21 protein-coding genes are annotated in these 23,416 nt (G+C 70.0%); 5 read left to right on the top strand and 16 right to left on the bottom strand.

The features are described 5' to 3' along the window. Positions 1–35: 35 nt before the first annotated feature. Positions 36–1,133, bottom strand: a complete 1,098-nt coding sequence (gene mnmA / locus F6A08_RS10895; protein ID WP_151459448.1) for a tRNA 2-thiouridine(34) synthase MnmA — start codon at positions 1,131–1,133, stop codon at positions 36–38. Between the two features lie 9 nt (positions 1,134–1,142). After that, the gene (locus tag F6A08_RS10890) at positions 1,143–2,318 is read right to left on the bottom strand and encodes a cysteine desulfurase family protein (RefSeq protein WP_151459447.1); all 1,176 of its coding nucleotides are present in this window, start codon (positions 2,316–2,318) and stop codon (positions 1,143–1,145) included. A 100-nt stretch (positions 2,319–2,418) separates the two neighbouring features. Here F6A08_RS10890 and glgX point away from each other — a divergent pair, with 100 nt between their 5' ends. The 3 genes from glgX to glgB all read left to right on the top strand — a co-directional run bounded on the left by glgX (position 2,419) and on the right by glgB (position 8,830). Continuing rightward, positions 2,419–4,491 carry a glycogen debranching protein GlgX gene (gene glgX, locus F6A08_RS10885; protein WP_151459446.1) on the top strand — a complete coding sequence of 691 codons (2,073 nt, stop codon included), beginning with the start codon at positions 2,419–2,421 and terminating at the stop codon, positions 4,489–4,491. A 122-nt stretch (positions 4,492–4,613) separates the two neighbouring features. Continuing rightward, positions 4,614–6,629, top strand: coding sequence for an alpha-1,4-glucan--maltose-1-phosphate maltosyltransferase (locus F6A08_RS10880; protein ID WP_192576751.1), 2,016 nt, complete (start codon positions 4,614–4,616; stop codon positions 6,627–6,629). After that, complete coding sequence (gene glgB, locus F6A08_RS10875) at positions 6,626–8,830, top strand: 1,4-alpha-glucan branching protein GlgB (protein ID WP_151459445.1); 2,205 nt, start codon at positions 6,626–6,628, stop codon at positions 8,828–8,830. Before F6A08_RS10880 ends, glgB begins: the two co-directional genes overlap by 4 nt. Before the next feature lie 48 nt (positions 8,831–8,878). Here the strand turns inward: glgB and F6A08_RS10870 are convergent, their stop codons facing one another. Beyond that, positions 8,879–9,802, bottom strand: coding sequence for a tetratricopeptide repeat protein (locus F6A08_RS10870; protein WP_026049701.1), 924 nt, complete (start codon positions 9,800–9,802; stop codon positions 8,879–8,881). After that, the gene (locus F6A08_RS10865) at positions 9,799–11,757 is read right to left on the bottom strand and encodes a DUF8094 domain-containing protein (protein ID WP_151459444.1); all 1,959 of its coding nucleotides are present in this window, start codon (positions 11,755–11,757) and stop codon (positions 9,799–9,801) included. The genes F6A08_RS10870 and F6A08_RS10865 overlap by 4 nt, the downstream gene beginning before the upstream one ends. Before the next feature lie 180 nt (positions 11,758–11,937). Between F6A08_RS10865 and F6A08_RS10860 the strand changes: the two genes are divergently transcribed. Continuing rightward, positions 11,938–12,999, top strand: coding sequence for an AI-2E family transporter (locus tag F6A08_RS10860; RefSeq protein WP_017202024.1), 1,062 nt, complete (start codon positions 11,938–11,940; stop codon positions 12,997–12,999). Positions 13,000–13,014: 15 nt separating this feature from the next. Here F6A08_RS10860 and F6A08_RS10855 read toward each other — a convergent pair whose 3' ends face one another. The 9 genes from F6A08_RS10855 to rpsB form a co-directional block, all read right to left on the bottom strand. Beyond that, the gene (locus F6A08_RS10855; RefSeq protein WP_017202023.1) at positions 13,015–13,734 is read right to left on the bottom strand and encodes an alpha/beta hydrolase; all 720 of its coding nucleotides are present in this window, start codon (positions 13,732–13,734) and stop codon (positions 13,015–13,017) included. Next, complete coding sequence (locus tag F6A08_RS10850; RefSeq protein ID WP_017202022.1) at positions 13,731–14,018, bottom strand: hypothetical protein; 288 nt, start codon at positions 14,016–14,018, stop codon at positions 13,731–13,733. Before F6A08_RS10850 ends, F6A08_RS10855 begins: the two co-directional genes overlap by 4 nt. 9 nt (positions 14,019–14,027) lie before the next feature. Next, complete coding sequence (locus F6A08_RS10845; protein ID WP_151459443.1) at positions 14,028–14,600, bottom strand: aggregation-promoting factor C-terminal-like domain-containing protein; 573 nt, start codon at positions 14,598–14,600, stop codon at positions 14,028–14,030. A gap of 170 nt (positions 14,601–14,770) precedes the next feature. Then, positions 14,771–15,349 carry a DivIVA domain-containing protein gene (locus F6A08_RS10840; RefSeq protein WP_017202020.1) on the bottom strand — a complete coding sequence of 193 codons (579 nt, stop codon included), beginning with the start codon at positions 15,347–15,349 and terminating at the stop codon, positions 14,771–14,773. Next, a complete protein-coding gene (locus F6A08_RS10835) occupies positions 15,349–16,500 on the bottom strand; it encodes a phosphatidate cytidylyltransferase (RefSeq protein WP_026049700.1) in 1,152 nt (383 codons plus the stop codon). Before F6A08_RS10835 ends, F6A08_RS10840 begins: the two co-directional genes overlap by 1 nt. A gap of 5 nt (positions 16,501–16,505) precedes the next feature. Then, positions 16,506–17,060: a ribosome recycling factor gene (frr, locus tag F6A08_RS10830; RefSeq protein WP_017202018.1), complete on the bottom strand. Its 555-nt coding sequence runs from the start codon at positions 17,058–17,060 to the stop codon at positions 16,506–16,508. 68 nt (positions 17,061–17,128) lie between these two features. Further along, positions 17,129–17,845 carry a UMP kinase gene (gene pyrH / locus F6A08_RS10825; RefSeq protein ID WP_017202017.1) on the bottom strand — a complete coding sequence of 239 codons (717 nt, stop codon included), beginning with the start codon at positions 17,843–17,845 and terminating at the stop codon, positions 17,129–17,131. Between the two features lie 94 nt (positions 17,846–17,939). Beyond that, on the bottom strand, positions 17,940–18,767 hold the full coding sequence (tsf, locus tag F6A08_RS10820) for a translation elongation factor Ts (RefSeq protein ID WP_017202016.1): 828 nt from the start codon (positions 18,765–18,767) through the stop codon (positions 17,940–17,942). A 41-nt stretch (positions 18,768–18,808) separates the two neighbouring features. After that, complete coding sequence (gene rpsB, locus F6A08_RS10815; RefSeq protein WP_151459442.1) at positions 18,809–19,750, bottom strand: 30S ribosomal protein S2; 942 nt, start codon at positions 19,748–19,750, stop codon at positions 18,809–18,811. A gap of 304 nt (positions 19,751–20,054) precedes the next feature. Here rpsB and F6A08_RS10810 point away from each other — a divergent pair, with 304 nt between their 5' ends. Beyond that, positions 20,055–20,606 (top strand): peptidoglycan DD-metalloendopeptidase family protein, encoded by a 552-nt coding sequence (locus tag F6A08_RS10810; RefSeq protein WP_151459441.1) that lies wholly within the window; start codon positions 20,055–20,057, stop codon positions 20,604–20,606. A gap of 18 nt (positions 20,607–20,624) precedes the next feature. Here the strand turns inward: F6A08_RS10810 and F6A08_RS10805 are convergent, their stop codons facing one another. The 3 genes from F6A08_RS10805 to F6A08_RS10795 form a co-directional block, all read right to left on the bottom strand. Next, on the bottom strand, positions 20,625–21,527 hold the full coding sequence (locus F6A08_RS10805) for a tyrosine recombinase XerC (protein ID WP_151459440.1): 903 nt from the start codon (positions 21,525–21,527) through the stop codon (positions 20,625–20,627). A gap of 63 nt (positions 21,528–21,590) precedes the next feature. Further along, entirely contained in the window at positions 21,591–22,784 is a 1,194-nt protein-coding gene (dprA, locus tag F6A08_RS10800; RefSeq protein WP_151459439.1) for a DNA-processing protein DprA, read from the bottom strand. Continuing rightward, on the bottom strand, positions 22,781–23,401 hold the full coding sequence (locus F6A08_RS10795; protein WP_225855810.1) for an ATP-binding protein: 621 nt from the start codon (positions 23,399–23,401) through the stop codon (positions 22,781–22,783). The genes dprA and F6A08_RS10795 overlap by 4 nt, the downstream gene beginning before the upstream one ends. Positions 23,402–23,416 lie beyond the last annotated feature (15 nt).

The following is a 23,416-nucleotide window of genomic DNA, read 5'->3' as shown; positions in this document are numbered from 1 at the left end:
TCAGTCTACGAGCGGGCACCGACACCGCGCGGGATCTACGCGCCGACGGGGACGGCCGACACCGTGGTGTCGATCGTGAACTGTCCGAGGACGCGCGTGCCGATGTACAGGACAGCGGTCTGTCCCGGCGCGACGCCGTCGAGCGGCACCTCTGGCGTCACGCGGACGCCCCGGTCCGTGAGCTCGGCCGTCGCCGCGACGGGTTCGGCATGGGCGCGGATCTGCACGTGGCAGTCGAAGGACGAGTCGACGGGCGCCGCACCCGCCCAGCTGAAGCGCTCCCCCGCGATCTCGGCGATCGCCAGCGCCTCCTTCGGGCCGACCACGACGGTGTTCGAGACGGGACGCACCTCGAGAACGAAGCGCGGCTTGCCGTCCGCGGCGGGGACGCCGAGCTTGAGGCCGCGGCGCTGCCCGACGGTGAAGGCGTGCGCGCCCTCGTGCGAGCCGACGACCTCGCCCGAGCGGTCCACGATGTCGCCCGTGGCGGTGCCGACCTTCTCGGCGAGCCAGCCGCGGGTGTCGCCGTCCGGGATGAAGCAGATGTCGTGGCTGTCGGGCTTCTGAGCGACGCTGAGGCCCCGCGCCTCGGCTTCGGCGCGCACGAGCGCCTTCGACGGCGTGGTGCCGAGCGGGAAGTACGTGTGGGCGAGCTGCTCCGCGGTGAGGACGCCGAGCACGTAGGACTGGTCCTTGGCGTTGTCGGATGCGCGATGCAGCTCGAGCCCGTCGGCACCGTCGACCAGGGTCGCGTAGTGACCTGTGCACACGGCGTCGAAGCCGAGCTCGACGGCACGCTCCAGCAGAGCGGCGAACTTGATCTTCTCGTTGCAGCGCATGCACGGGTTCGGGGTGCGCCCCGCCTGGTACTCCGCGATGAAATCGTCGATCACGTCGTCGCGGAACCGCTCCGAGAAGTCCCAGACGTAGAACGGGATGCCGAGCACGTCGGCGGCGCGTCTGGCGTCGAGCGCATCCTCGATGGTGCAGCACCCGCGGCTCCCGGTGCGCAGCGTCCCCCCGGCGCGGGAGAGCGCGAGGTGCACGCCGACGACGTCGTGTCCGGCCTCGACAGCCCTGGCGGCTGCGACGGCCGAGTCGACGCCACCGCTCATGGCCGCAAGGATCCGCATGGCACCAGTCTACGAGCGTGCAGCTGTGCCGGCGCCGGATGCCCGCGCGTAGGCGTCGGCGATGACGGCGAGCACGGCGTCCACATCGTCGTCCGTCGACGTGCGGCCGAGGGAGAACCGCAGCACGCTCCTGGCGTCCTGCTCGTCGCGCCCCATCGCCATGACCACGTGCGAGGGCTCGGCCACACCCGCCTGACAGGCCGACCCCGTCGATGCGGAGACGCCGGCGACGTCCAGGAGGAACAGGAGGCTCTCGCCCACCGCCCCGGGGAAGAGCAGGTGCGCGTTCCCGGGAAGACGGTCGTGCGGATCCCCCAGGAGTTCGGCGGCGGGGACGGCGGATCGGACACCGGCGACGAGACGGTCGCGGAGCAGGCGGAGGCGACGCGCCTCCTCCTCCCGTTCCGCTTCGGCGAGCTCCAGAGCCGTTGCGAACGCGGCGGCCCCGGCCACGTCCTGCGTGCCGGCGCGGAGTCCGCGCTGCTGCGCGCCTCCGCGCAGCAGCGCCGTCAACCGCGCCGTCCGCGCTGCGACCAGCGCGCCGACTCCGACGGGCGCTCCGATCTTGTGGCCAGCGACGCTCAGCGCGACGAGTCCCGTGCCGGGAGCGGCGTCGGCACGCCATCCCCGGAACGACACCGGCACATGCCCGAGGGCGGCCACGGCATCCAGGTGCAGGGGGACTCCTGCCGCGGCGGCCTCTTCCGCCATCCCGGCGGCATCGTTGACGGTGCCGGCCTCATTGTTCGCGACGAGCGCGGTCGCCAGCGCCGCGCCGGGAAGCTGCTCGCCGAACGCCCGGGGGTCGATGCGCGCGAGCGGCGACAGCGTGACCCTGCGGACACCGGCTCCCTCCTCGGCCAGGGCGGCGACGGTGTCCATCGTGGCGTGGTGCTCGCCGTCCGGCAGCACGATGTCCGTCGTGCCTTCGGCGCGGGCGTGCCACATCCCCTGCAGCGCGAGGTTGATCGACTCCGTGCCGCCGGAGGTGAAGACGATCTCGATCGGGTCGGCGCCCAGGACGGCCGCGGCACGCTCGCGCGACTCCTCCAGCAGTCGCCGCGCGTCCTGGCCTGCACCGTGCGTGGACGAGGCGTTGCCGACCGTCTCGGTCGCGCGCAGCCACGCGTCCCGCGCCTCCGGGCGCAGCGGCGCGGTCGCCGCATGGTCGAGGTAGTGCCGCATCCCTCGATTCTCTCGCGAAAAGGACCCCGCCGGGGGCGCCGGGGTGGAACCGGGTCCGACCTGTCATGAGACGGCAACACATCACGCCTAGGGTGTATTCATGCCTGCGTCCCGAGACCTCATCGTCCCCGGCGGCTCCGACCTCGACAACCTCGGCGTCCGCCTGCACGACGGAGTCGGCACCCTGCGCGTCTGGTCCCAGAACGCGGCCTCCGTCGAGCTGGTCGTCTTCGACACCACGGACCTCGACTGGGCGACCGACGAGCTGCCCCTCGAGCGCCGGCCCGGGGGCATCTGGGAGGTCACGACGCCGCTGCTCCAGCCCGGTGTGCGCTACGCCATCCGGGTCGGCGGTCCGCACGGGCCGGGAAACACCTTCAACCCGGAGACGCTGCTGCTCGACCCGTACGCGCGGGGCCTCGCCCAGGGCGACGGATACGAGGAATGGCGCTCGGTCGTCATCGTCGACGGGTTCGACTGGGGCGACTCGCGCAAGCCCCGCGTCCCGCTGGACAGGACGGTCATCTACGAGGGGCACCTCAAGGGGCTCACGAAGCGGCACCCCGATGTGCCGCCTGCGCTGCACGGCACGTACGCGGGCCTCGCCCACCCCGCGATGATCGAGCACTTCCACTCGCTGGGCGTCACCTCCATCGAGCTGCTCCCCATCCAGGCGTTCGTGCCGGAGCCCCGTCTGCTCGAACGCGGACTCACCAACTACTGGGGGTACAACACCCTCAACTTCTTCACACCGCACACGGCCTACGCGACGGAGGACGCCCGGAAGGAGGGGCCGGAGGCGGTGCTGTCCGAGTTCAAGGGCATGGTCCGGCTGCTGCACGAGGCCGGTCTCGAGGTGATCCTCGACGTGGTCTACAACCACACATCGGAAGAGGGCATCGGCGGACCGCGCTCGAGTCTGCGCGGTATCGACAACGCGAAGTACTACCGTCAGGACGCGTCCGGCGTGTACATCGACACGACCGGATGCGGGAACACGCTGAACACGGCCACGGCCGCCGGCGCTCGTCTCGTGCTCGACTCCCTCCGATACTGGGCGCAGGAGATGCAGATCGACGGCTTCCGCTTCGACCTCGCCACAGCGATCGCCAGGGACGAGTCGCACACCTACACGCCGGAGCATCCGCTGCTCACGGCCATCGCGAGCGACCCGGCCCTCGCTGACACGAAGCTCATCGCCGAGCCGTGGGACGTCGGCCTCGGCGGCTGGCAGACCGGGAACTTCCCTGCGGGCTGGCACGAGTGGAACGACCGCTACCGCGACCGCGTGCGCAACTTCTGGCTGAGCGACATCGACTACGCGCGGCGAGCGTCCGCCCCGGTCGGCATCGGCGGATTCGCGACGCGTCTCGCCGGCTCCTCGAACACGTTCAGCGAGGACAGGGGGCCGCTGGCGAGCGTCAACTTCGTCACGGCCCATGACGGCTTCACTCTCCACGACCTCGTGTCGTACGACGTCAAGCACAACGAGGCCAACGGCGAGCACAACCGCGACGGTGCGGACACGAACCGCGCGTTCAACCACGGCATCGAGGGGCCGACCGACGATCCCGCGATCCTCGCTGCCCGGCGCAAGGCGATGCGCAACCTCCTCGGCACCTTGCTGCTCTCCGCCGGGATCCCCATGCTCACCGCGGGCGATGAGGTCGGGCGGACCCAGAAGGGGAACAACAACGCCTACGCGCAGGACTCGGCGCTCACCTGGCTCGCCTGGGACTTCGAACCGTGGCAGGAGGACCTGCGTGCGCACGTCGCCCGCCTGATCCGCCTCCGCGAGGAGAACCCGGCACTGCGGCCGACCCGCTACGCCCGGCTGGGCGAGCACATCCCCGGCGCCTCCGTCATGGACTGGTACGACCAGAACGGCGAGACGATGGAAGCACACCAGTGGACCGACCCCGGCAACCGCACGCTCCAGTACGTCGCGGCGTCCACGCCCGAGACCGAGGCGTACAACCGGATCCTGCTCATCGTGCACGGGACGGAGTCGCCCATCGACGTCCGCCTGCCCGAGGAGATCGAGGGGGCGACGCGCTTCGTGTCACTGTGGTCGAGCGCTCAGGAGCGTCCCTCCGAGGAGCAGGAGGTCTTCGCGCCGGGAGACGTGCTCCCGGTCTCTGGGACCTCGATGAGGCTGTTCCGCGTCGAATGACGCGCGCCGCCGACGCACCACGCGGCGCGCTACCCGCCACCGGGTCCGCGCGGTACATTCGGGATGTGTCTGCACGTGCTGGTACCCGGTCCCCGGCTCTTCGGAGCCCCGCTCAGATCCCGATGCGCGCGCTCGGCGAAGCCGACCTGCCGGGAGATCTGCGCACGACGCGGCTCCCGCTGCTCGACCCGTCGCCCTCCGTTCCCGGCGGGTTCGTGCCGAAGGCCTTCGTCGGCGAGGTCGTGCCGTTCCGTGTCGTCTCGTTCCGCGAAGGACACGATGCGATCGGCGTGCACCTGCGTCTGACGTCTCCGTCGGGCGAGAGCAGCCTGCACAGGCTGACGCCGCGAGCCGACGGGACCGACACGTGGGCGGCCGCCATCGCCCTCGACGAGCAGGGAACCTGGGGATTCCGCTTCGAAGCGTTCTCCGACGACTTCGCGACCTGGGCGCACGCCGCGGAGCTGAAGGTCGCGGCGGGCGTCGACGTGCCGGTGATGGCCGCGCTCGGCGCGGATCTGCTCGCACGCGCCGCCGCGGAGAAGGACCGTCCCGCGGCGGAGCGGAAGCGGCTTCTCGCGATCTCGGCGCAGTTGCGCACCGACGACGGGACCATGACTCTCGCGATGTCGACGGATGCCGAGCTCGCCCGGCTCTTCCGTGACCGGCCGGTGACCACGCTCCGTTCCGCGTCGGTCGAGCACTCCCTGCACGTCGACCGCCGCGCCGCCGGAGTCGGGGCATGGTACGAGTTCTTCCCCCGCTCCGAGGGGGCGCGCCGCCTCAAGGACGGCAGCGTCAGGAGCGGGACCTTCCGGACCGCCGCGCGACGTCTGCCCGAGGTCGCGGCGATGGGCTTCGACGTGATCTATCTCGTCCCCGTCCACCCGATCGGCACGACCAATCGGAAGGGCCGCAACAACACGCTCGTCGCCGAGGCCGGAGACCCGGGCTCGCCGTACGCGATCGGCGCGGCCGAGGGCGGGCACGACGCGATCCACCCCGATCTCGGCACGGAGCAGGATTTCCGCTTCTTCGTGCGCGCAGCCAGGAAGGAAGGGCTCGAGGTCGCCCTGGACCTCGCCCTGCAGGCCTCGCCGGATCACCCGTGGGTGGCCGAGCATCCGGAATGGTTCACGACCCTCCCCGACGGCTCGATCGCCTACGCCGAGAACCCACCGAAGAAGTACCAGGACATCTACCCGCTCAACTTCGACAACGACCCGGAAGGGATCGCGGAGGAGATGCTGCGCATCGTGCAGCACTGGGTCGCGCAGGGCGTCAAGATCTTCCGCGTCGACAACCCGCACACCAAACCGCTGCAGTTCTGGGAATGGCTCATCCGCGAGGTCGGCGCCGTCGATCCGGACGTGATCTTCCTCGCCGAGGCGTTCACCCGTCCGGCCGTGATGCGTGCGCTCGCCGCCGTCGGATTCCAGCAGAGCTACAGCTACTTCACGTGGCGCAACAGCAAGGCCGAGCTGGAGGAGTTCCTGACGTCGGTGTCGCACGAGACCGCCGACTACATGCGACCGAATCTGTTCGTCAACACGCACGACATCCTCACCGAGTACCTGCAGTTCGGCGGCAGGGCCGCGTACCGCATCCGCGCCTGTATCGCCGCCACCGCCGGTCCCGTCTACGGGGTCTATGCCGGGTACGAGCTCTTCGAGAACGTGGCGCGGCCCGGTTCCGAGGAGAACATCGACAACGAGAAGTACGAGTACAAGTTCCGCGATTGGAAGGGCGCCGAGGAGCGCGGCGAGTCCCTGGCGCCGCTCCTGCGCAGGCTCAACGAGATCCGGGGCGCACACCCGGCGCTGGGGCAGCTGCGCAACTTCCGCTCGCACTGGAGCGACGACGACGCCATCCTCGTGTACAGCAAGCACCTCGACGCGGCCTTCACCGGCACGGGGAGGGCGGACACCATCATCGTCGTCGCGAACGTCGACCCGCACTCGGTCCGCGAGACGACGGTGCACCTCGACACCACCGTCTGGGGCGTTCCCCTCGGGGACGCCTTCGAGGTCGAAGACCTCCTCACGGGCGAGGTCTGGACGTGGCGCGACCACAACTACGTGCGGCTCGACGCCTTCGCCGAGCCGGTGCACATCCTGAAGGTGAGGGAGCGATCATGAGCCACACGGAAGAACTCGCCGCATCCACCGCGTGGGAGGCGATCGCGTCGGCCACGCATCACGATCCGCACTCCGTGCTCGGTCCGCATCCGCACAAGGACGCCGCTGACCGCACGGTGACGCTGATCAGGGCCCGCCGTCCCCTCGCCGCCGAGGTCGCCGCGGTCTTCGGCGACGGGAGCAGGGTCGAGCTCGCCCACGTGGCCCACGGGATCTGGGAGGCGCAGCACGCCGGCCCGCCGCTCCCCTACCGCATCGCCACCCGCTACGCCGATCAGGACGAGACGGTCGCCGGAGACCCCTACCGCCACGCTCCGACGCTCGGGGAGCTCGACCTGCACCTGATCGCGGAAGGACGGCACGAGCGTCTCTGGGAGGCCCTGGGCGCCCATCCGCACACATCCGAGGGGGAACGCGGCGTCTCGTTCGCCGTCTGGGCCCCGAACGCGACAGCGGTGCGGGTCGTCGGCGATCACAACGGATGGAACGGGGAGACGCACGCGATGCGCTCGCTCGGCGGGAGCGGCGTGTGGGAGCTGTTCATCCCCGACCTGCCGATCGGAACCCGCTACAAGTACCAGATCCGCACGCGCAACGGCGACTGGATCCTGAAGGCCGACCCGATGGCGCTCGCCGCCGAGGTGCCGCCGGACACGGCTTCGGTCGTGACCTCCTCGTCCTACGAATGGTCGGACGGCGCGTGGATGACCCGCCGAGCGGCGACCCACGCCGTCGCCCAGCCCCTGTCGGTGTACGAGGTGCACGTGGGCTCGTGGCGAGGCGGACTGGGGTATCGCGATCTGGCGGATCCGCTCATCGAGCACGTCACCGCCACCGGTTTCACGCACGTCGAGTTCATGCCCCTCGCCGAGCATCCGTTCGGCGGTTCCTGGGGATACCAGGTGAGCGGCTACTACGCCCCCACCAGTCGATTCGGGAGCCCGGACGACCTGCGGTACCTGATCGATCGACTGCACCAGGCCGGGATCGGCGTGATCATGGACTGGGTGCCCGGCCACTTCCCGAAGGACGCCTTCGCGCTGGCGAGATTCGACGGACAGCCGCTCTACGAGCATCCGGATCCCCGCCGCGGCGAGCATCAGGACTGGGGCACGCTGATCTTCGACTACGGACGGTCGGAGGTCCGCGGCTTCCTCGTGGCGAACGCCCTGTACTGGATGCAGGAGTTCCACGTCGACGGTCTCCGCGTCGACGCCGTCGCCTCGATGCTGTACCTCGACTACTCGCGCAAGGACGGCGAGTGGGAGCCCAACATCCACGGCGGCCGCGAGAATCTCGAGGCGATCCGCTTCCTGCAGGAGGTCAACGCGACCACTTACCGTCTCCACCCGGGGATCATGATGATCGCCGAGGAGTCCACCAGCTTCCCGGGGGTGACGGCGCCGACCGACCACGCCGGCCTCGGCTTCGGGTTCAAGTGGAACATGGGCTGGATGAACGACTCGCTTCAGTACATCGTCCGCGACCCCCTGTATCGCGCGCACCACGAGGGCGAGATGACCTTCTCGTTCGTCTACGCGTTCGGCGAGAACTACCTGCTGCCCATCAGCCATGACGAGGTCGTCCACGGCAAGGGCAGCCTGCTCGCCAAGATGCCGGGCGATCACTGGCACAAGCTGGCCAACGTCCGCGCCTACCTCGCGTACATGTGGGGCCACCCCGGCAAGAAGCTGCTGTTCATGGGCCAGGAGTTCGGCCAGCTCGCGGAGTGGTCGGAAGGGCGCGAGCTGGACTGGTGGCTGCTGGACCAGCCCTCACACGCCCAGTTGCAGGACTTCGTCGGCGCACTGAACCGCACCTACCGCGCGCAGGCGCCGCTGTGGGAGCGCGACAACGACGGCTCCTCCTTCGATCGGCTGGGCGCACCCGCGTGGGACCCGTCCGTGATCGCCTTCGAGCGGCGCGACGCGCACGGAGGGCGACTCGTCGTGGTCAGCAACTTCGCCGGCGTCGAGAAGACGGGGCACCAGCTGGCGCTCCCCCGCGAGGGCGTGTGGCAGGAGGTGCTCAACACCGACGCCGCAGATCACGGTGGACGCGGTGCCGGCAACCTCGGCATGGTGGTCGCTCGCGGCAGGGAGAACGGCGACCCGATCGCGACGGTGACGCTGCCCGCGCTCTCGACGCTGTGGCTGCGTCACCAGCCCGAGCCGCACGTGCCCACGGTCAACCACGGCTGAACGGAATCGGTCCCGGCGGCATGCGCCGGGACCGAGACACCCGCGCTGCTAGAACAGCAGCGACGAGAGGCGGTTGCGCGCCGCGATGACGCGAGGGTCCGCGGCGCCGATGAGTCCGAACAACTCGACCAGACGCTCCCGCACGGGCGTGCGCTGGTCGGACGGCAGCTGAGCGAACAGGTCGAGCAGCCGGCCGAACGCGTCCTCCACGTGACCGCCCGACAGATCGAGGTCGGCCACCGCGAACTGCGCCTGGACGTCGAGCGGATCGGCGGCTGCAGCGGCGCGAGCCTCCTGCAGATCGAGCCCCTGCACGCGATCCAGAAGACGGACCTGTCCCAGCCCGGCGCGTGCGTCCTCATCGCGGGGGTTCTCGGCGAGGGCCTTCTCGTACGCACGGATGGCCGCCGCGTAGTCACCGGTCTCGATGGCCGCGAACGCCTCGGCGTGCAGCGGCGGAAGCTCCGGCTCGGCCGGCGCACTCGGCGCGTCGGCCGCCTCGCCCACGGAGAGAGTCCCGGTCACGCCGTTCTGCGCTGCGACCTGCAGCAGCTGAGCGAACACCTCGCGCACCTGCTGCTCGGGCACGGCACCCGTGAACATCGGGACGGGCTGTCCGGCGATCAGGGCCACCACCATCGGGATGGACTGCGCGCGGAAGCTCTGCGCGAGCTGCGGGTTCGCGTCCACGTCGACCTTGGCCAGGAGGACCCGGCCGCCGAGCTCGCGCGTGACCTGCTCGAGGATGGGGCTGAGCTGCTTGCACGGCCCGCACCACTCGGCCCAGAGGTCGACGACCACGGGCACCGTGCGGGAGAGCTCCAGGATCTGACCGAACGTCTCGTCGGTGGCGTCCACCACGACGTCGACGACGCCCGGATCGGGCGCTCCCCCGGCTTGCGGCGCCGGCCGGTTGCGGAGGCTCGACAGGTCCACAGCGCCGCGCAGTGCGGCCGGAGAGATTTCGCTCACTTGATCACCTTCGCGGAAACGATGTCCTGGCGCGCGGCCAGGAGACGGATCTGCTCCGTCGAACCCTGTGCGGGGACGGCGAAGAACAGCTGGAACTCGTACGTCGTCTCGATGCCCTTGGCCGATTCGGTCGCTCCCGTGAGCGCCTTCGCCTGGGCGTTGTCGCCGAAGCGGATGACCACGTCCGAACCGGTCGGGGTCACGGACTCGACATCGGTGAGGGTCACGGCGACGATCGCACCGCTGTCGAGCGTGGTCATCGAGATGGGCGACGCGTCCGTGGGAGCCATGTCGAACGCGGCCGCCGAGGTCTCGGACGCGCCCTTGTCCGCCAGCGCCTGGACCACTGCCTGCCGGCTGTCGTTGATCGACTTGGCGAAGGTGAGCGACAGATCGTCGAACAGGCCGTATGACGCGCTCTTCTCCCCCGTGTCGACGACGTCGGCGAAAGCCGCTGCCAGCTCGGCGGGAGGGAGGGCGAGGAAGGCCGAGTCAGCCGGCACCATGGAGGTCCCGAGCCAGGAGGCCGCCACTGCGGGGAACTCGGCATCGGCCGACATCTCCGCCATGTTGGTCACCTTGTAGTCGGACCAGGGGTCCGCCTGCGTCATCGTCAGCAGCACCGGCGGTACGGTGTCGTCGCCGTTGCTCTTGGTGAGCGCGAGGACCGTACGGGGCCAGACGTCGGTCGCCTCCGGAAGCACGACCTCGAAGTCATCGGTCGGGATGGCGGAGGGCACGGGCGTGTCGGGGAGCGCGGTCCGCAGGGCGTACTCGGTCGTCCGCGCCGTCAGCGCCGGTCCGTCCAGACGAGTCGCCGCGAGGTCGAGATCGAGCGCCGCGTCGGCCTCAGCGACCGTGTCGGAGATCGTCCGGAGGATGCGCTTCGCCTGCGCCTCGGTGACGGCCGGCGGCTTCTGGTTCTCCGGCGCGATCACGGTGGGGCTGGGCGACGGCGAGGGCGAGGCGTCACCGAGCTGCGGCCAGGAATCGGCCGAGCAGCCCGCAGCGAGGATCGCGGTCAGTCCGAGGACGGGGAGGGCGAGCATGCGCCGCCGCCGACCCACTGGGGACGCCTGCAGGGAGCGCTTTCCCTCGGTGCCCTTGTCTTCGTCCACGATCTCCGCCTCTTCGATCTCCCCGCCATCGCCGTTCTGCGCGCCGCGCGGCTCCGCGCCGTCGGTCTCCGGCTGTTCGATGGCCGCGCGTTCCGCCGGCGGGAGCACCGCGACGTCGATCGGCTCGGTCGCCGGCAGCGGGCCGGGGCCCTTGCGGCGCGGGCCACGGCCGCGGCGCTGGTGGCGGATGGCGAGCACGTAGAGGATGAGGCCGATCAGGAGGACCACACCACCGGCGACCATGAGCGGGCCGGCCCAGGGCGTGGAGTTGTCCAGCGGCCAGGAGACGACGATGTCGTCCGGAGCGTCCTTCGTGCCGTCGTAGGCGATGAGGAGGCTGGTGCCCTCCGGGAGCTGCATGTTGTCGGCCGTGAGGAGGTTCTCCTCGCCGAAGGAGTCGAGCCACAGGTCGGAACCGCGCGGATCGCGCCCGGTCGGCTCCTCTTCGGCGGCGTCGCCCTCGGTGCCTTCCGTCGTGGGATCGTCGCCGCCCTGGGCCTCGTCCTCGCCTGTCGGCGCGGTGACGTGCTCGACGTTCAGATCCCCGTCGTCGTCGACCGTGACGTGGTTGTAGTCGGAGTCGGCGAGCCAGGCCTCCATGTCGGCGGTCCGGCCGTAGCTGCCGAAGATCTCCCCGTCGCCCCGGACGATCAGCGTCTGCGCCCCCGGATTGATCCGCAGCACATCGCCGTCGAGAAGCACGAACGGCGCCGGCTCATCGATCGCGACCTCGGTCTTCTGAGAGTCGGGGCCCACGAAGATGGTGCGCTGGGCGATCCCCGCGCCGATCAGCGCCGCGGCCAGCACGAAGGCCACCACGGCCCATACGAAACGCACGAATAGTCTCCTCACGCATCGCAGGCATCCACCCGCGACGCAACACTCGACATTTCAGACTAGCGAAATCACCTGTGTGTTGCCCACGAGCACATGCAGTGCACCCTGGACCGGCACGTCGCAGGCTCTGCGACGTTGCGCCTCGATAGCCTTGCTCCACCGGTCTCGAGGAGTCGCTGCATGAAGATCCACAACCCCTTTCGCACCGCGCTGGTGGCGACGCTCGGCGTGGGACTGGGCATCCTCCTGATCAGCAGCGTCCAGACGCTGTCGACGGTGCTGCTCTACCTCGGGACGGCGCTCTTCCTGAGCCTCGGCCTGGATCCCCTTGTCTCGTTCCTCGAACGCCGCCGCCTCCCCCGATGGCTCGCGGTGGTCGTGACGATCCTCGCCGTCCTGGGGGTGTTCGTGGGGATCGTGCTGATCATCCTCCCCGTCCTGGTGGACCAGATCTCGCAGCTCATCGCGCAGATCTCGGCGATCGTGCAGCGGGGAAACCTCATCCCCGACCTCAAGGAGTGGATGCAGGCCACCTTCCCGAACCTGCTGGTCGACGACGTCTTCACCTACGTCACGGATTGGCTGACGACCAATCTCACCGAGATCGGCGGGTCGATCGGACAGGGAGTGCTGGTCGCCAGTGGCGCCGTCCTCAGCGGCCTCTTCGGCGCCTTCATCGTCCTCATCCTGACGATCTACCTCACCGCCTCCACCCCGTCGCTCAAGCGCGCGGTGTACCAGCTCGCGCCGGCGTCCAAGCGCGACCGCTTCATCGATCTCGCGGAGCAGATCACCGACTCGGTCGGCTACTACGTCATGGGGCAGGTCTCGCAGGGTGTCATCAACGGCGTGCTCAGCGCCATCTACCTGTCGATCATCCAGGCCCCGTTCCCCGCGGTGCTGGCCGTCGTGGCCTTCTTCTTCTCGCTGATCCCGCTCGTCGGAACCCTCACGGGGTCGACGATCATCGTCCTCGTGTGTCTGCTCCCCGGCCTCGGCTCCCCCGGGACGGCGATCGCTGCGGCGATCTACTACCTGATCTACATGCAGATCGAGGCGTACATCATCTCGCCGCGCATCATGAGTCGCGCGGTGTCCGTGCCCGGCGCCGTGGTCGTCGTCGCGGCACTCGCGGGCGGCAGCCTGCTCGGCCTGCTGGGCGCGCTCATCGCGATCCCGGTGGCGGCCAGCATCCTGATCCTGTACCGCCAGGTGCTCATCCCGCGGATGAACGAGCTCTGAGCCGCCGCGACGCGCTCAGTCGATCGGCCACTCGGTGGCGAGAGGAAGCGCCGACGGGTTCACCGCGCCGACGATCTCGGTCAGCACGCGGCGCGTCTGGGTCTCCCCCACCCACAGGTGCTTGCCGCCCTCCACGGCGATCAGCCGGGCGTGCGGGATCGAGGCGAAGCGCTCACGCGCCTCCGGGGGACGCAGATAGTCATCGAACTCGGGGACGAGCACGACGACGGGCACGTCCGTCCCGGCCCACGCAGCGACCTCTTCCGCGGAGGCGCGGTGCAGCGGCGGCGAGAGCAGGATGACGCCCTCGATGTCGTGCTGCCTGCCGTACTTCAAGGCCAGTTCGGTGCCGAACGACCACCCCAGCAGCCACGGGCGCGGCAGCCCACGCTCGCGGACGAACGCCATCGCTGCCGCGACATCCTGGCGCTCGGCCTCGCCGCCGTCGAAGGCTCCGTCGCTGGTCCCCCGCGGCGACGTGGTCCCACGCGTGTTGAATCGGAGGACCGCCAGGTCAGCGAGAGCCGGCAGCCGAGCCGCCGCCTTCCGGATGATGTGGGAGTCCATGAATCCGCCTGCCGTGGGCAGCGGATGCAGCGTCACCAGCGTCGCGACCGGCGGAGTCTCCGACGGCACGGCCAGCTCGCCGACGAGGGTCAGCCCGTCCGCTGTCCGCAGCTCGATGTCCTCGCGGCGGGCCGGCAGCTCCACCGGACCTCTGATCTCGGTGCTCACGACATCCTCCAACAGTGTGTGTGCCAGTGACGACGAGCCGCGAGATCCGCCGCGTCGCCGAGAACCCCGTCCGCGCGCCAGGCGACGACGTGCGCCGTCCCGGTCTCGATTCCGCGGCCGCAGCCCGGGCAGAGGTACTCCTTCTGCGCCTGTACCGCCGAGACCGGCTGCACGGTCCATTCGGCTCCGCGGCGGGACTCCGAGCGCTTCCAGCCGGCGAGCAGGCGATCGAACGAGTCGTCGCCCTCAGGGCGCGCCGGAGGGCGTCTGCGCGAGCGGGGCATCGTGCCTGCTCACCACCAGTGGTTGTTGACCCAGAAGTTGTACGCGCCGGCCCAGCTGCCGTAGCGACCGGTGGCGTATCCCGTCGCCCATCGCAGGTTGTCGACCGGGTTGTATCCGTTGCCCGGCACCTTGCTGCAGGGCAGCGCCTGGACGAGGCCGCACGCGCCGGAGGACGAGTTCGTGGCGTTCGGGTTCCAGCCGCTCTCGCGTGACACGACGTAGTCGACGTACTGCCAGTCGCTCTGGGCGATCCCTGCGGCGGCCATCCATTCCGCGGGCGCGCCGCCCCCCGCGTAGGGAGGCAGGGACGATCCCCCGGAGGATCCACCGGTGCCTGTCGAGGGACTCACCGCGACCGGGGCGGGCTTCGGCTTCGGCTTCGGCTTGACGTAGACCTCGAAAGTGCCGCGCTCGACCGGGGTGATCGCGGCGCCGCTGACGGTGACCGTGATGTCCTGCATGTCGGCGAGGGCCAGAGAGTACGCGGAATCCGGGGACTCCTCCGGCGCCGGCTGTGCGAGAGCCACACCGGTCGGGGCCATGAGGGCGCCGGCGAATCCGACGACGGCCAGGGCGCTCACGACGCTCGCCACAGTGCGGCGGCGGGACTGTCGACGTGTGGCCTGGCGCGCCGAAGATCTCCTTGCCGCGGGCACCGGCGAGAGGTCGCTTCGTTCGGGATTCATGTCGTTTCGGGAGTTCACGATGAGGGACAGTCTACGCAACAGTGCCTGGATCGACCATCAGGAACTTAGCGGACGGCGAGAATCACATCGATCGTGGCGTCGAGGAGGGCATCGACCTGCTCCTCGCGATACCCGCCGCGCTGCATCCGGAAAGCCGCAGAGCGCAGCTGCTCCGCCGTCAGTGGATCACCGTCCCGGAGATAGCGGACGATGCGGGAGGAGACGTGATCGACCTCGTCGATGCGGTACCCGAAGGTGAGGATGCCGGTCCGCGCGAAACGCCGACGCCGCGGACGGGCGAGGTGATCGAGGATCACCTGCGCATCCGATCGGGCGCGCTCGACCCAGGCTCCCGCGCCCTCCGAGCGCACCGCGCGCTCGCGCTCACGCGCGGCGAACGCGTCCTCCACCCGTCCCAGCGCGGCATCGACGTCGGCGACGACGTAGCCGTTCTTGACGAGGGGGAAGGATGCGATCCGCACGTCGTCCGCGCCGAGATCGTCGCTGCCGGTCTCGAAGGCCTTCCTCGCCGAGGCGAGGAAGGTGTCGACCGCGGCACGGTGGTAGCCGCGCTCACGACCGGAGGTCACCGCGAACGCCGGTGGCGACGACGTCGGCCGGTCAACGAGCTGGTCGTCATTCATCACAGCACCACCCAGGGAGAGAGGAGGAAGTAAAGGCAGAGAGCGGGCACCGTGGACGGGAGGATGCTGTCCAGCCGGTCGAGCAGGCCTCCGTGACCGGGCAGCCACGAGCTCATGTCCTTGATGCCGAGGTCACGCTTGAGCATGGACTCGCCGAGATCGCCGAGCGTGGCGGAGAGCAGGATCGAGGCGCCGAAGATGACCCCGGCCCACCACGGCAGGTCGAGGAGGAAGATCGCCAGCAGCACGCCGGCCGCGAGCGACGCGAGAACGGCCCCGCCGAAGCCCTCCCAGGTCTTCTTCGGAGAGATCTTGGGAGCCATCGGGTGACGGCCGAAAGCCAGCCCTGCGGCATAGGCTCCGGTGTCCGCGGCGACGGCGATGGCGATGAAGCTGAGCACCCACCACTGACCGCCCTCCTGTTCCAGCAGGATGAGGGCCACGCCGGCCAGGAACGGGACGTAGATCTGCACGAATCCGCTGATCACGGCGTCCGCGAGGACGTCTCCGTACGTGCGGCCGTCCTTCGCGACCATCTGCGCCATCAGGCGCCACACGATCACGAACGCGACGGCGACGAAGAGCATCACCCAGCTCAGCCACGGCTCGGCGAAGTACGCGGAGAGGACCAGGAACGCGGCCGCGATGAGCTGCGGCACCACGTCCACCCGTCGGCCGGACGCGCGCAGCGCACGGGACAGCTCATACACGCCCAGCAGCGCCGCCGCCAGCGCGAACGGGACGAACAGGGCCTTCACGAACAGCAGCGAACCCAGCAGGGCCGCACCGAAGGCGAGGCCGATCAAGGTCGCGAGGATCAGATCGCGACCCGTCCGCTGCTTGATCCGCTCGTTCGCCTGATCGAGCTGATCTCGGGCGTGGGAGACGTGGGTGCCGAACTCGTCGCGCGCGGCTCGCCACTGCTCCCGGATCGCATTGTGATCCGCCGTGTCGAGCGGATCCGATCCGGAGGCCGCGGTCCCTGCCGCGACGACAGGCGTCGGAAGCGGAGGACGGGGCGGGATCGCGTCGGTGTCGAAGGTCGGGAACGCCGTGTCCGCGAGCGGGACGCCGTCGGAGGGCACGCCGTCTCGCGCGTCGCGACGCGTCAACGGCGTTCCCTCATCAGCGTCTCGCGATTCGTCAGACATCCCGACTACACCTCGAGGAGTTCGGCCTCTTTGCGCTTCAGCGCGTCGTCGATGAGGTCGACGTGCTGGCGGGTGAGAGCGTCGAGCTCCTTCTCCCCGCGCGCGATCTCATCCTCGCCGACCTCGCTCTTGAGAGCGTCGAGGTCGTCCTTCGCCTTGCGACGGATTCCACGGACGTGGACCTTCGCGTCCTCGCCCTTGGACTTGACGAGCTTGACGTACTCCTTGCGGCGCTCGGCCGTCAGCTCCGGCATCGTGACGCGCACGAGGTTGCCGTCGTTCGTGGGGTTCGCCCCGAGGTTGGGCATGTCGCGGATGGCCTGCTCGATCGCCTTCAGCGCCGACTTGTCGTACGGCGTGATGATGAGCGTCCGCGCCTCCTGGTTCGCCAGGGAGGCGAGCTGGGCGATCGGGGTGGGGGTGCCGTAGTAGTCGACGAGCACCTTCTGGAACATCTGGGGGTTCGCGCGACCGGTGCGCACCGTGGAGAAGTCCTCCTTGGCAGCTTCGACCGCCCGGTTCATGCGAGTGGTGGTTTCAGCGAGGACGTCCGCGATCACGGTGACTCCTATCGTCGGGGTGTTCTGCAAATTCTATCGGGCGGAGGCGTCTCCGCCGAGTCGGACGCTCAGGCGGTGACGAGGGTGCCGATCGGTTCGCCGAGCAATGCACGCGTCACGTTGCCCGCGGGCTCCATGCCGAAGACGCGCATGTCCATGCTGTTGTCCATGCAGAGACTGAACGCGGTCGAGTCGACGACCTTCAGTCCGCGCTGCAGCGCATCGCGGTAGGTGACGCGCTCGATGCGCTCTGCGTCCGCGTGCTTGTTCGGGTCGGCCGTGTAGATCGCATCGACGCCGTTCTTCGCGACCAGGACCTCCTGCGCGCCGATCTCGAGCGCACGCTGCGCCGCGACGGTGTCCGTGGAGAAGTAGGGCAGGCCGGCTCCAGCGCCGAAGATGACCACGCGCCCCTTCTCGAGGTGACGCTCCGCCCGGCGCGGGATGTACGGCTCTGCGACCTGGGTCATCGAGATGGCGGACTGCACGCGGGTCGCCGCTCCCGCCTGCTCCAGGAAGTCCTGCAGCGCGAGCGCGTTCATGACCGTGCCGAGCATGCCCATGTAGTCTGCGCGTCCCCGGTCCATCCCGCGCTGGCTGAGCTCGGCTCCGCGGAAGAAGTTGCCACCGCCGACCACGATCGCGACCTCGACCCGGTCGACGGCCGCGGCGATGTCGCGCGCGATCTGGGAGACCACATCGGGGCTGACACCCAGCTGCCCGGCTCCGAAGGCCTCGCCGGAGAGCTTGAGAAGGACGCGACGGCGTCCGGTTCGTTCAGTCATGGGTGGGTGTGTCCTCTCGTCCCGATTCAAGATAATGCCTCGTGGGCATGAAGAAGGGGTTCGGATCGTGGCGATCCGAACCCCTTCGACGTTGCTACGCGCCGACCTTGAAGCGCGCGAAGTCCGTCACGGTGATACCGGCGTCCTTCGCCACCTGGGCGACAGAGAGCTTGTTGTCCTTCGCGTAGTCCTGCTCGAGCAGGGCGACCTGCTTGATGAACGCGGACACGCGACCCTCGACGATCTTGGGCAGAGCCGCCTCCGGCTTGCCCTCGTTGCGGGAGATCTCGGTGACGATCTCGCGCTCCTTCTCGACGGCGTCCGTCGGAACGTCCTCGCGGGACAGGTACGACGGGTTCGCGAACGAGATGTGCTGGGCGATGCTGCGCGCGGTCTCCGCGTCGTCACCCGAGTAGGCGACGACGACGCCGATCTGCGGCGGCAGGTCCTTGCTGGTGCGGTGCAGGTAGACCTCGACCTTGTCGCCGGTGATCGTGCGCACGCGGCGCAGCTCGACCTTCTCGCCGATGATCGCGGCCTCTTCCGAGATGACCTGCTCGACGCTCTTGTCGCCGGCGGAGGCGGCGAGGGCAGCCTCGACCGAATCGGCCTTGACGGCCGCCGCAGCGTCCGCGACCTTGTCGGCCAGCGCGATGAAGCGCTCGTTCTTCGCGACGAAGTCGGTCTCGCAGGCGAGCTCGATGAGCGTCACGGCGCCGTCCTGCTCGCGAGCGACGATCAGTCCCTCGCTGGTGGAACGGTCGGCGCGCTTCGCGTTGCCCTTGGCACCCTTCAGGCGCAGGATCTCGGTGGCCTTCTGGACGTCGCCGTCAGCCTCCTCGAGCGCCTTCTTGGTGTCGACCATTCCCGTGCCGAGCTGCTCACGCAGCGCCTTGAGGTCGGCGATGGTGAAGTTGGCCATGTGTGGTGGCTCCTTGCTTCGTTAGGTGTGTGTACGAGGGATTACTTGGCGTCTGCTGCCTCGGCGGCGGCGACCTCTGCGGTCTCCTCACCGGAAGCGGCGGCGATCGCCTCGTCGTGTGCCTCAGCACCGGCCTCGTCGGCAGCGGCGGCGTCGGCGGCGGGCGTCTCGACGACAGCGGCCTCGTCGTCGGCGGTCACGACCTCGGCAGCGTCAGCGGACTCCTGGACGGGGGTCTCGAGAAGCTCCTTCTCCCACTCGGCCAGCGGCTCTGCGTCGCCCGACTCGGGGTTGTGCTTCTGCTGCAGGCCCTCGGCGGCGGCGTCCGCGATGATGCGGGTCAGCAGCGAGACGGAGCGGATCGCGTCGTCGTTGCCGGGGATCGGGTACTGGAAGTCGTCCGGGTCGGCGTTCGTGTCGAGGATGCCGATGACCGGGATGCCGAGCTTCTTGGCCTCGTCGATCGCGAGGTGCTCGCGCTTGGCGTCGACGACCCAGAGGGCGGACGGCGTCTTCGTGAGGTTGCGGATACCACCGAGCGACTTGTGCAGCTTGTCGAGCTCGCGCTTCTTGAGCAGGAGCTCCTTCTTCGTGAAGCCGCTGTTGGCCGGGGTCTCGTAGTCGAGCTCCTCGAGCTCCTTCATGCGTGCGAGACGCTTGGAGATCGTGGAGAAGTTGGTGAGGAGTCCACCGAGCCAGCGCTGGTTGACGAACGGCTGACCCACGCGGGTCGCCTGCTCGGCGAGGATCTCCTGAGCCTGCTTCTTCGTGCCGACGAAGAGGATCGTGCCGCCGTGGGCGACGGTCTCCTTGACGAAGTCGTAGGCCTTGTCGATGTAGCCCAGCGACTGCTGCAGGTCGATGATGTGGATGCCGCTGCGCTCGGTGAGGATGAAGCGCTTGACCTTCGGGTTCCACCGACGGGTCTGGTGTCCGAAGTGCACGCCGCTGTCGAGCAGCTGGCGGATGGTGACCACAGCCATGGTCGTCTCCTGGTTCTGGCGCGATTCTGCGCCGTTGAGGTTGTCAAGCCGATCGGATGATCGGACTCCCTGGTGCCCGGCGCACACCCGCCCTCGTGCGAGAGGGACCTGTGGGTGTGGATGCCGCGAGATGAATCGCTGTGGGCACGCGTAGTCACCCCGAGTTCGAGGTGCTCCCCAAGCATACAGGATGTGCGTCCGCACTCACCCTGCACCGCGATCGGTGACGACGTGTTGTCCCGAACGGTCGCGAGGCTACCCGGCTCGGCGTCTCGGCGCCGGGCGGGCGCGCGAGACTCCGAGGATGCGCAGGCTTCTCCGTTCGATCTCCGGTGCCGCGTCGGCGTTGATCCTCCTGACCGTGTCGAGCGGCCCCACCATCCCCCCGGCGACCGCGGGTGCCCCCGCGGTGACCGCGAGTGTCCCGGAGGACCGGTGGCCGCGCTGGCGCTGGCCTGTGGCGGGCGTCCACACGGTCGTGAACCCCTATCGGGCACCGGCGCATCGCTACGGCGCCGGCCACCGTGGCGTCGATCTCGGGGCCGCGATCGGCGCCGTGGTCGTCGCGCCGGCGCCGGGGGTGGTGGCCTTCCGGGGAACGGTCGTCGACCGAGCGCTGCTGACCATCGCTCACGACGACGGATTGGTGTCGACCTTCGAGCCGCTGAGCTCGACGCTGCAGCCCGGGCAGTCGGTGGCGGCCGGTCAGGAGATCGGCCGCGTCGACGTCGGCGGGCATACGTCCCCGGGCGCGCTCCACGTCGGCGTGCGCAGGGACGGGGCGTACATCAACCCGATGCTGCTCTTCGACGACGTTCCCCGCGCCGTTCTGCTCCCCTGCTGCGAGTCCTTCTGAGTCCCACCCCCGACGGGCTCACGCGCGGGGGTGGGCCAGCCGATAGGTGGCTGTCAGCCGCTCGGTCGAGACATGGGTGTAGATCTGGGTGGTGCCGAGACTGGCGTGGCCCAGGATCTCCTGCACGGCGCGGAGGTCCGCACCCCCGTCGAGGAGGTGCGTCGCCGCGGTATGGCGCAGCGCGTGCGGGCCGATGGTCTCGGCGCCGACGATCGGCGCGAGTACCCGTGCGACCAGGTCGTAGACCGTGCGCGGCCCGATCCGGCCGCCGCGGCTGCCGAGGATCACCGCCGGAGTGAACGTCCGCGCCCGCGCCACGAGGGCAGGGCGACCCCGGCGGAGGTAGGCGTCGAGCGCGTCCCGAGCCGGCGTGCCGTACGGCACGACGCGCTCCTTCGACCCTTTGCCGAGCGCGCGCGCCGTGCCGCGGTCGAGATCCAGATCGTCGACGTCCAGCCCGCAGAGTTCGGACACCCGGATGCCGGAGCCGTAGAGCAGCTCGAGGATCGCGTGGTCGCGGAGCGCCAGCGGATCCCCCGCTTCCGCTGCTGCCCTGTGCGCGTCGAGCAGGCCGGACATCGCGTCGCGTGATGCGACGGTGGGCAGCGGGCGTCCCTTCTTGGGGGCGATGAGCCGCAGACTCGGGTCGTGGGCGATGAACCCCTGCTCCTGTGCCCAGCGGAAGAAGGACCGTGCCGCCGCGGAGCGTCTCGCCAGGGTGGAGCGCGCATCCCCTCGCTGCGTGGCCTGCCACAGCCAGTCCCGGAGTGCGTCCAGGTCCACGGCCTCGAGAGAAGCCGCGCCGCTCGAGGAGGCGAGGTCGCGCAGGTCCGAGCGGTACGCCTTCACGGTCGCCGGCGACAGCCGACGCACGCGTTCGAGGTGATCGGTGAACGCCTCGATCGCTGCCGAGAGATCCATGCGTCCAGCTTGCCCGCCACCTCCGTTGGTCCGCCGTCGCCTCGCCGTCGGGATGCGAGGATCTCAGCGCGGAGCAGGCGTCGGGACACGACGCCACCCCGCCTCGTCGACGTCGACGACTTGCTCGAGACCGAGCAGCCCGAGCAGGGACAGGACCCGGTCCGTCGCCAACCCCGACCTGCGCGCGAGGTCGTCCACCGTCCGCCGGGACCTCGTGCTCAGCGCGTCGAGCAGACGCACGCGATCCGGATCGTGCGCGCCGTCCTCCGGTGCCGCGACGCTCTGCCCCCAGAGCTCTCTGACCTCGGCCGAGGAGGTGACGCACTGCGCGTCGTACTCGCGCAACAGGCGATGGCACCCCGCCGAGGTCGCCGAGGTCACCGGTCCCGGAACCGCGCCCAGCGGGCGCCCGAGCGTCGCCGCATGTCCCGCCGTGTTGAGCGAGCCGCTGCGCCAGCCTGCCTCGACCACGACGGTGGCATGCCCGAGCGCCGCGATGAGCCGGTTCCGGGCGAGGAAACGCCACTTCGTGGGAGCCGTCCCGCACGGCGGCTCGCTCACCAGGGCACCCTCGTCCGCGATCCGCTGCAGGAGCCGCTGATGCCCGGCCGGGTACGCCCGGTCGACCCCGCCGGCCAGGAAGGCGACCGTCGCCCCCTCGACGCCGAGGGCGGCTCGGTGGGCGGCCCCGTCGATCCCATAGGCGCCGCCGGAGACGATGACGGCACCCGTGGCCGCCAGATCGCCCGCGAGCTCCGCTGCGACATGCTCGCCGTATCCGGTCGCCGCCCGAGCGCCGACGATCGCGACGCGCGGCGTGCGGACCAGCAGCTCCGGGTCGCCCCGCACCCAGAGCGCACTCGGGCGTCCTGGGCCGAGATCGTCGACGGCAGTCGGCCAGCACTCGTCTCCGGGGAGGATCAGACGAGCATCGGCGTCGCGCGCACGGCAGAGCGCGTCGCGCACGTCACCCGGCCTCGCACGAGGACGCCACCGAGCACGGGCCTCGGAGAGCGCACGCGCCGCGAGCTCGCTCCCGACCGCCGCACCGGTCCGAGGGACTGACGTCCCGAGAGCCAGAGTCAGGGCCTCGACGGCCCCGAGAGCTTCGATCAGCGCTCCGGCCACCGTATCCCCCGGTTCGGCGAGCACCGACCACGCGGCGCGCGCGATGCTCTCCGCCGCGTCATCACCACCCGGGCGGACGCCGCGGACAGCGACGAGGGTGTCGCGGTCAGCGACAAGGCGGTCCATCATCGCGGCACCCCGCTGCGCAGGTGCAGTGCCCGCCCGATCTCATCCACGCCCGGCTGCTCCCGGTCGGCCAGATCGGCCATGGTCCACGCCACCCGGAGCACACGGTCGTAACCCCGCAGCGTGAGCGCCCCGCGCTCGAGCGCCCGATCCAGCGGAGCTCTGGCGCCGGCGGGAAGGCGGAGCGCCCCCTGTCGCAGCCAGGTGCCGGGCACATCCGCATTTCGTCGCCACGGCGTGCTCTGCCAGCGCGCGGCCGCCCTCTTCCTGGCCGCCGCGACGCGCGCCCTGGCCGCGGCCGTCGTCGTGACCCCCGCGGAACGGCCCGTCGCTCGCGAAGCCGCCACTCTGGTCACCTGCAGATCGATGTCGATGCGGTCACGGAGGGGGCCGGAGAGGCGGGTGGCGTAGCGCCGGATGGCCATGGGCGGGCAGATGCACTCGGCGCCGCGCACCCCGTAGTTTCCGCACGGACACGGGTTCATCGCGAGGAGCAGCTGGAACCGGGCGGGGAACCGTGCGGTGAACCCCGCCCGGTGGACCTCGATCGCCCCGGACTCCAACGGCTGTCGGAGTGCATCCAGGGCGACCCGGGAGAACTCGGCCGCTTCGTCGATCAATCAGAAATACAATTG

This window comes from Microbacterium algeriense (assembly GCF_008868005.1).
Classification (GTDB): Bacteria; Actinomycetota; Actinomycetes; order Actinomycetales; family Microbacteriaceae; genus Microbacterium; species Microbacterium algeriense.
The sequence above is the reverse complement of the archived record's forward strand: the minus strand, read 5'-3'. Positions and strand labels throughout refer to the sequence as shown.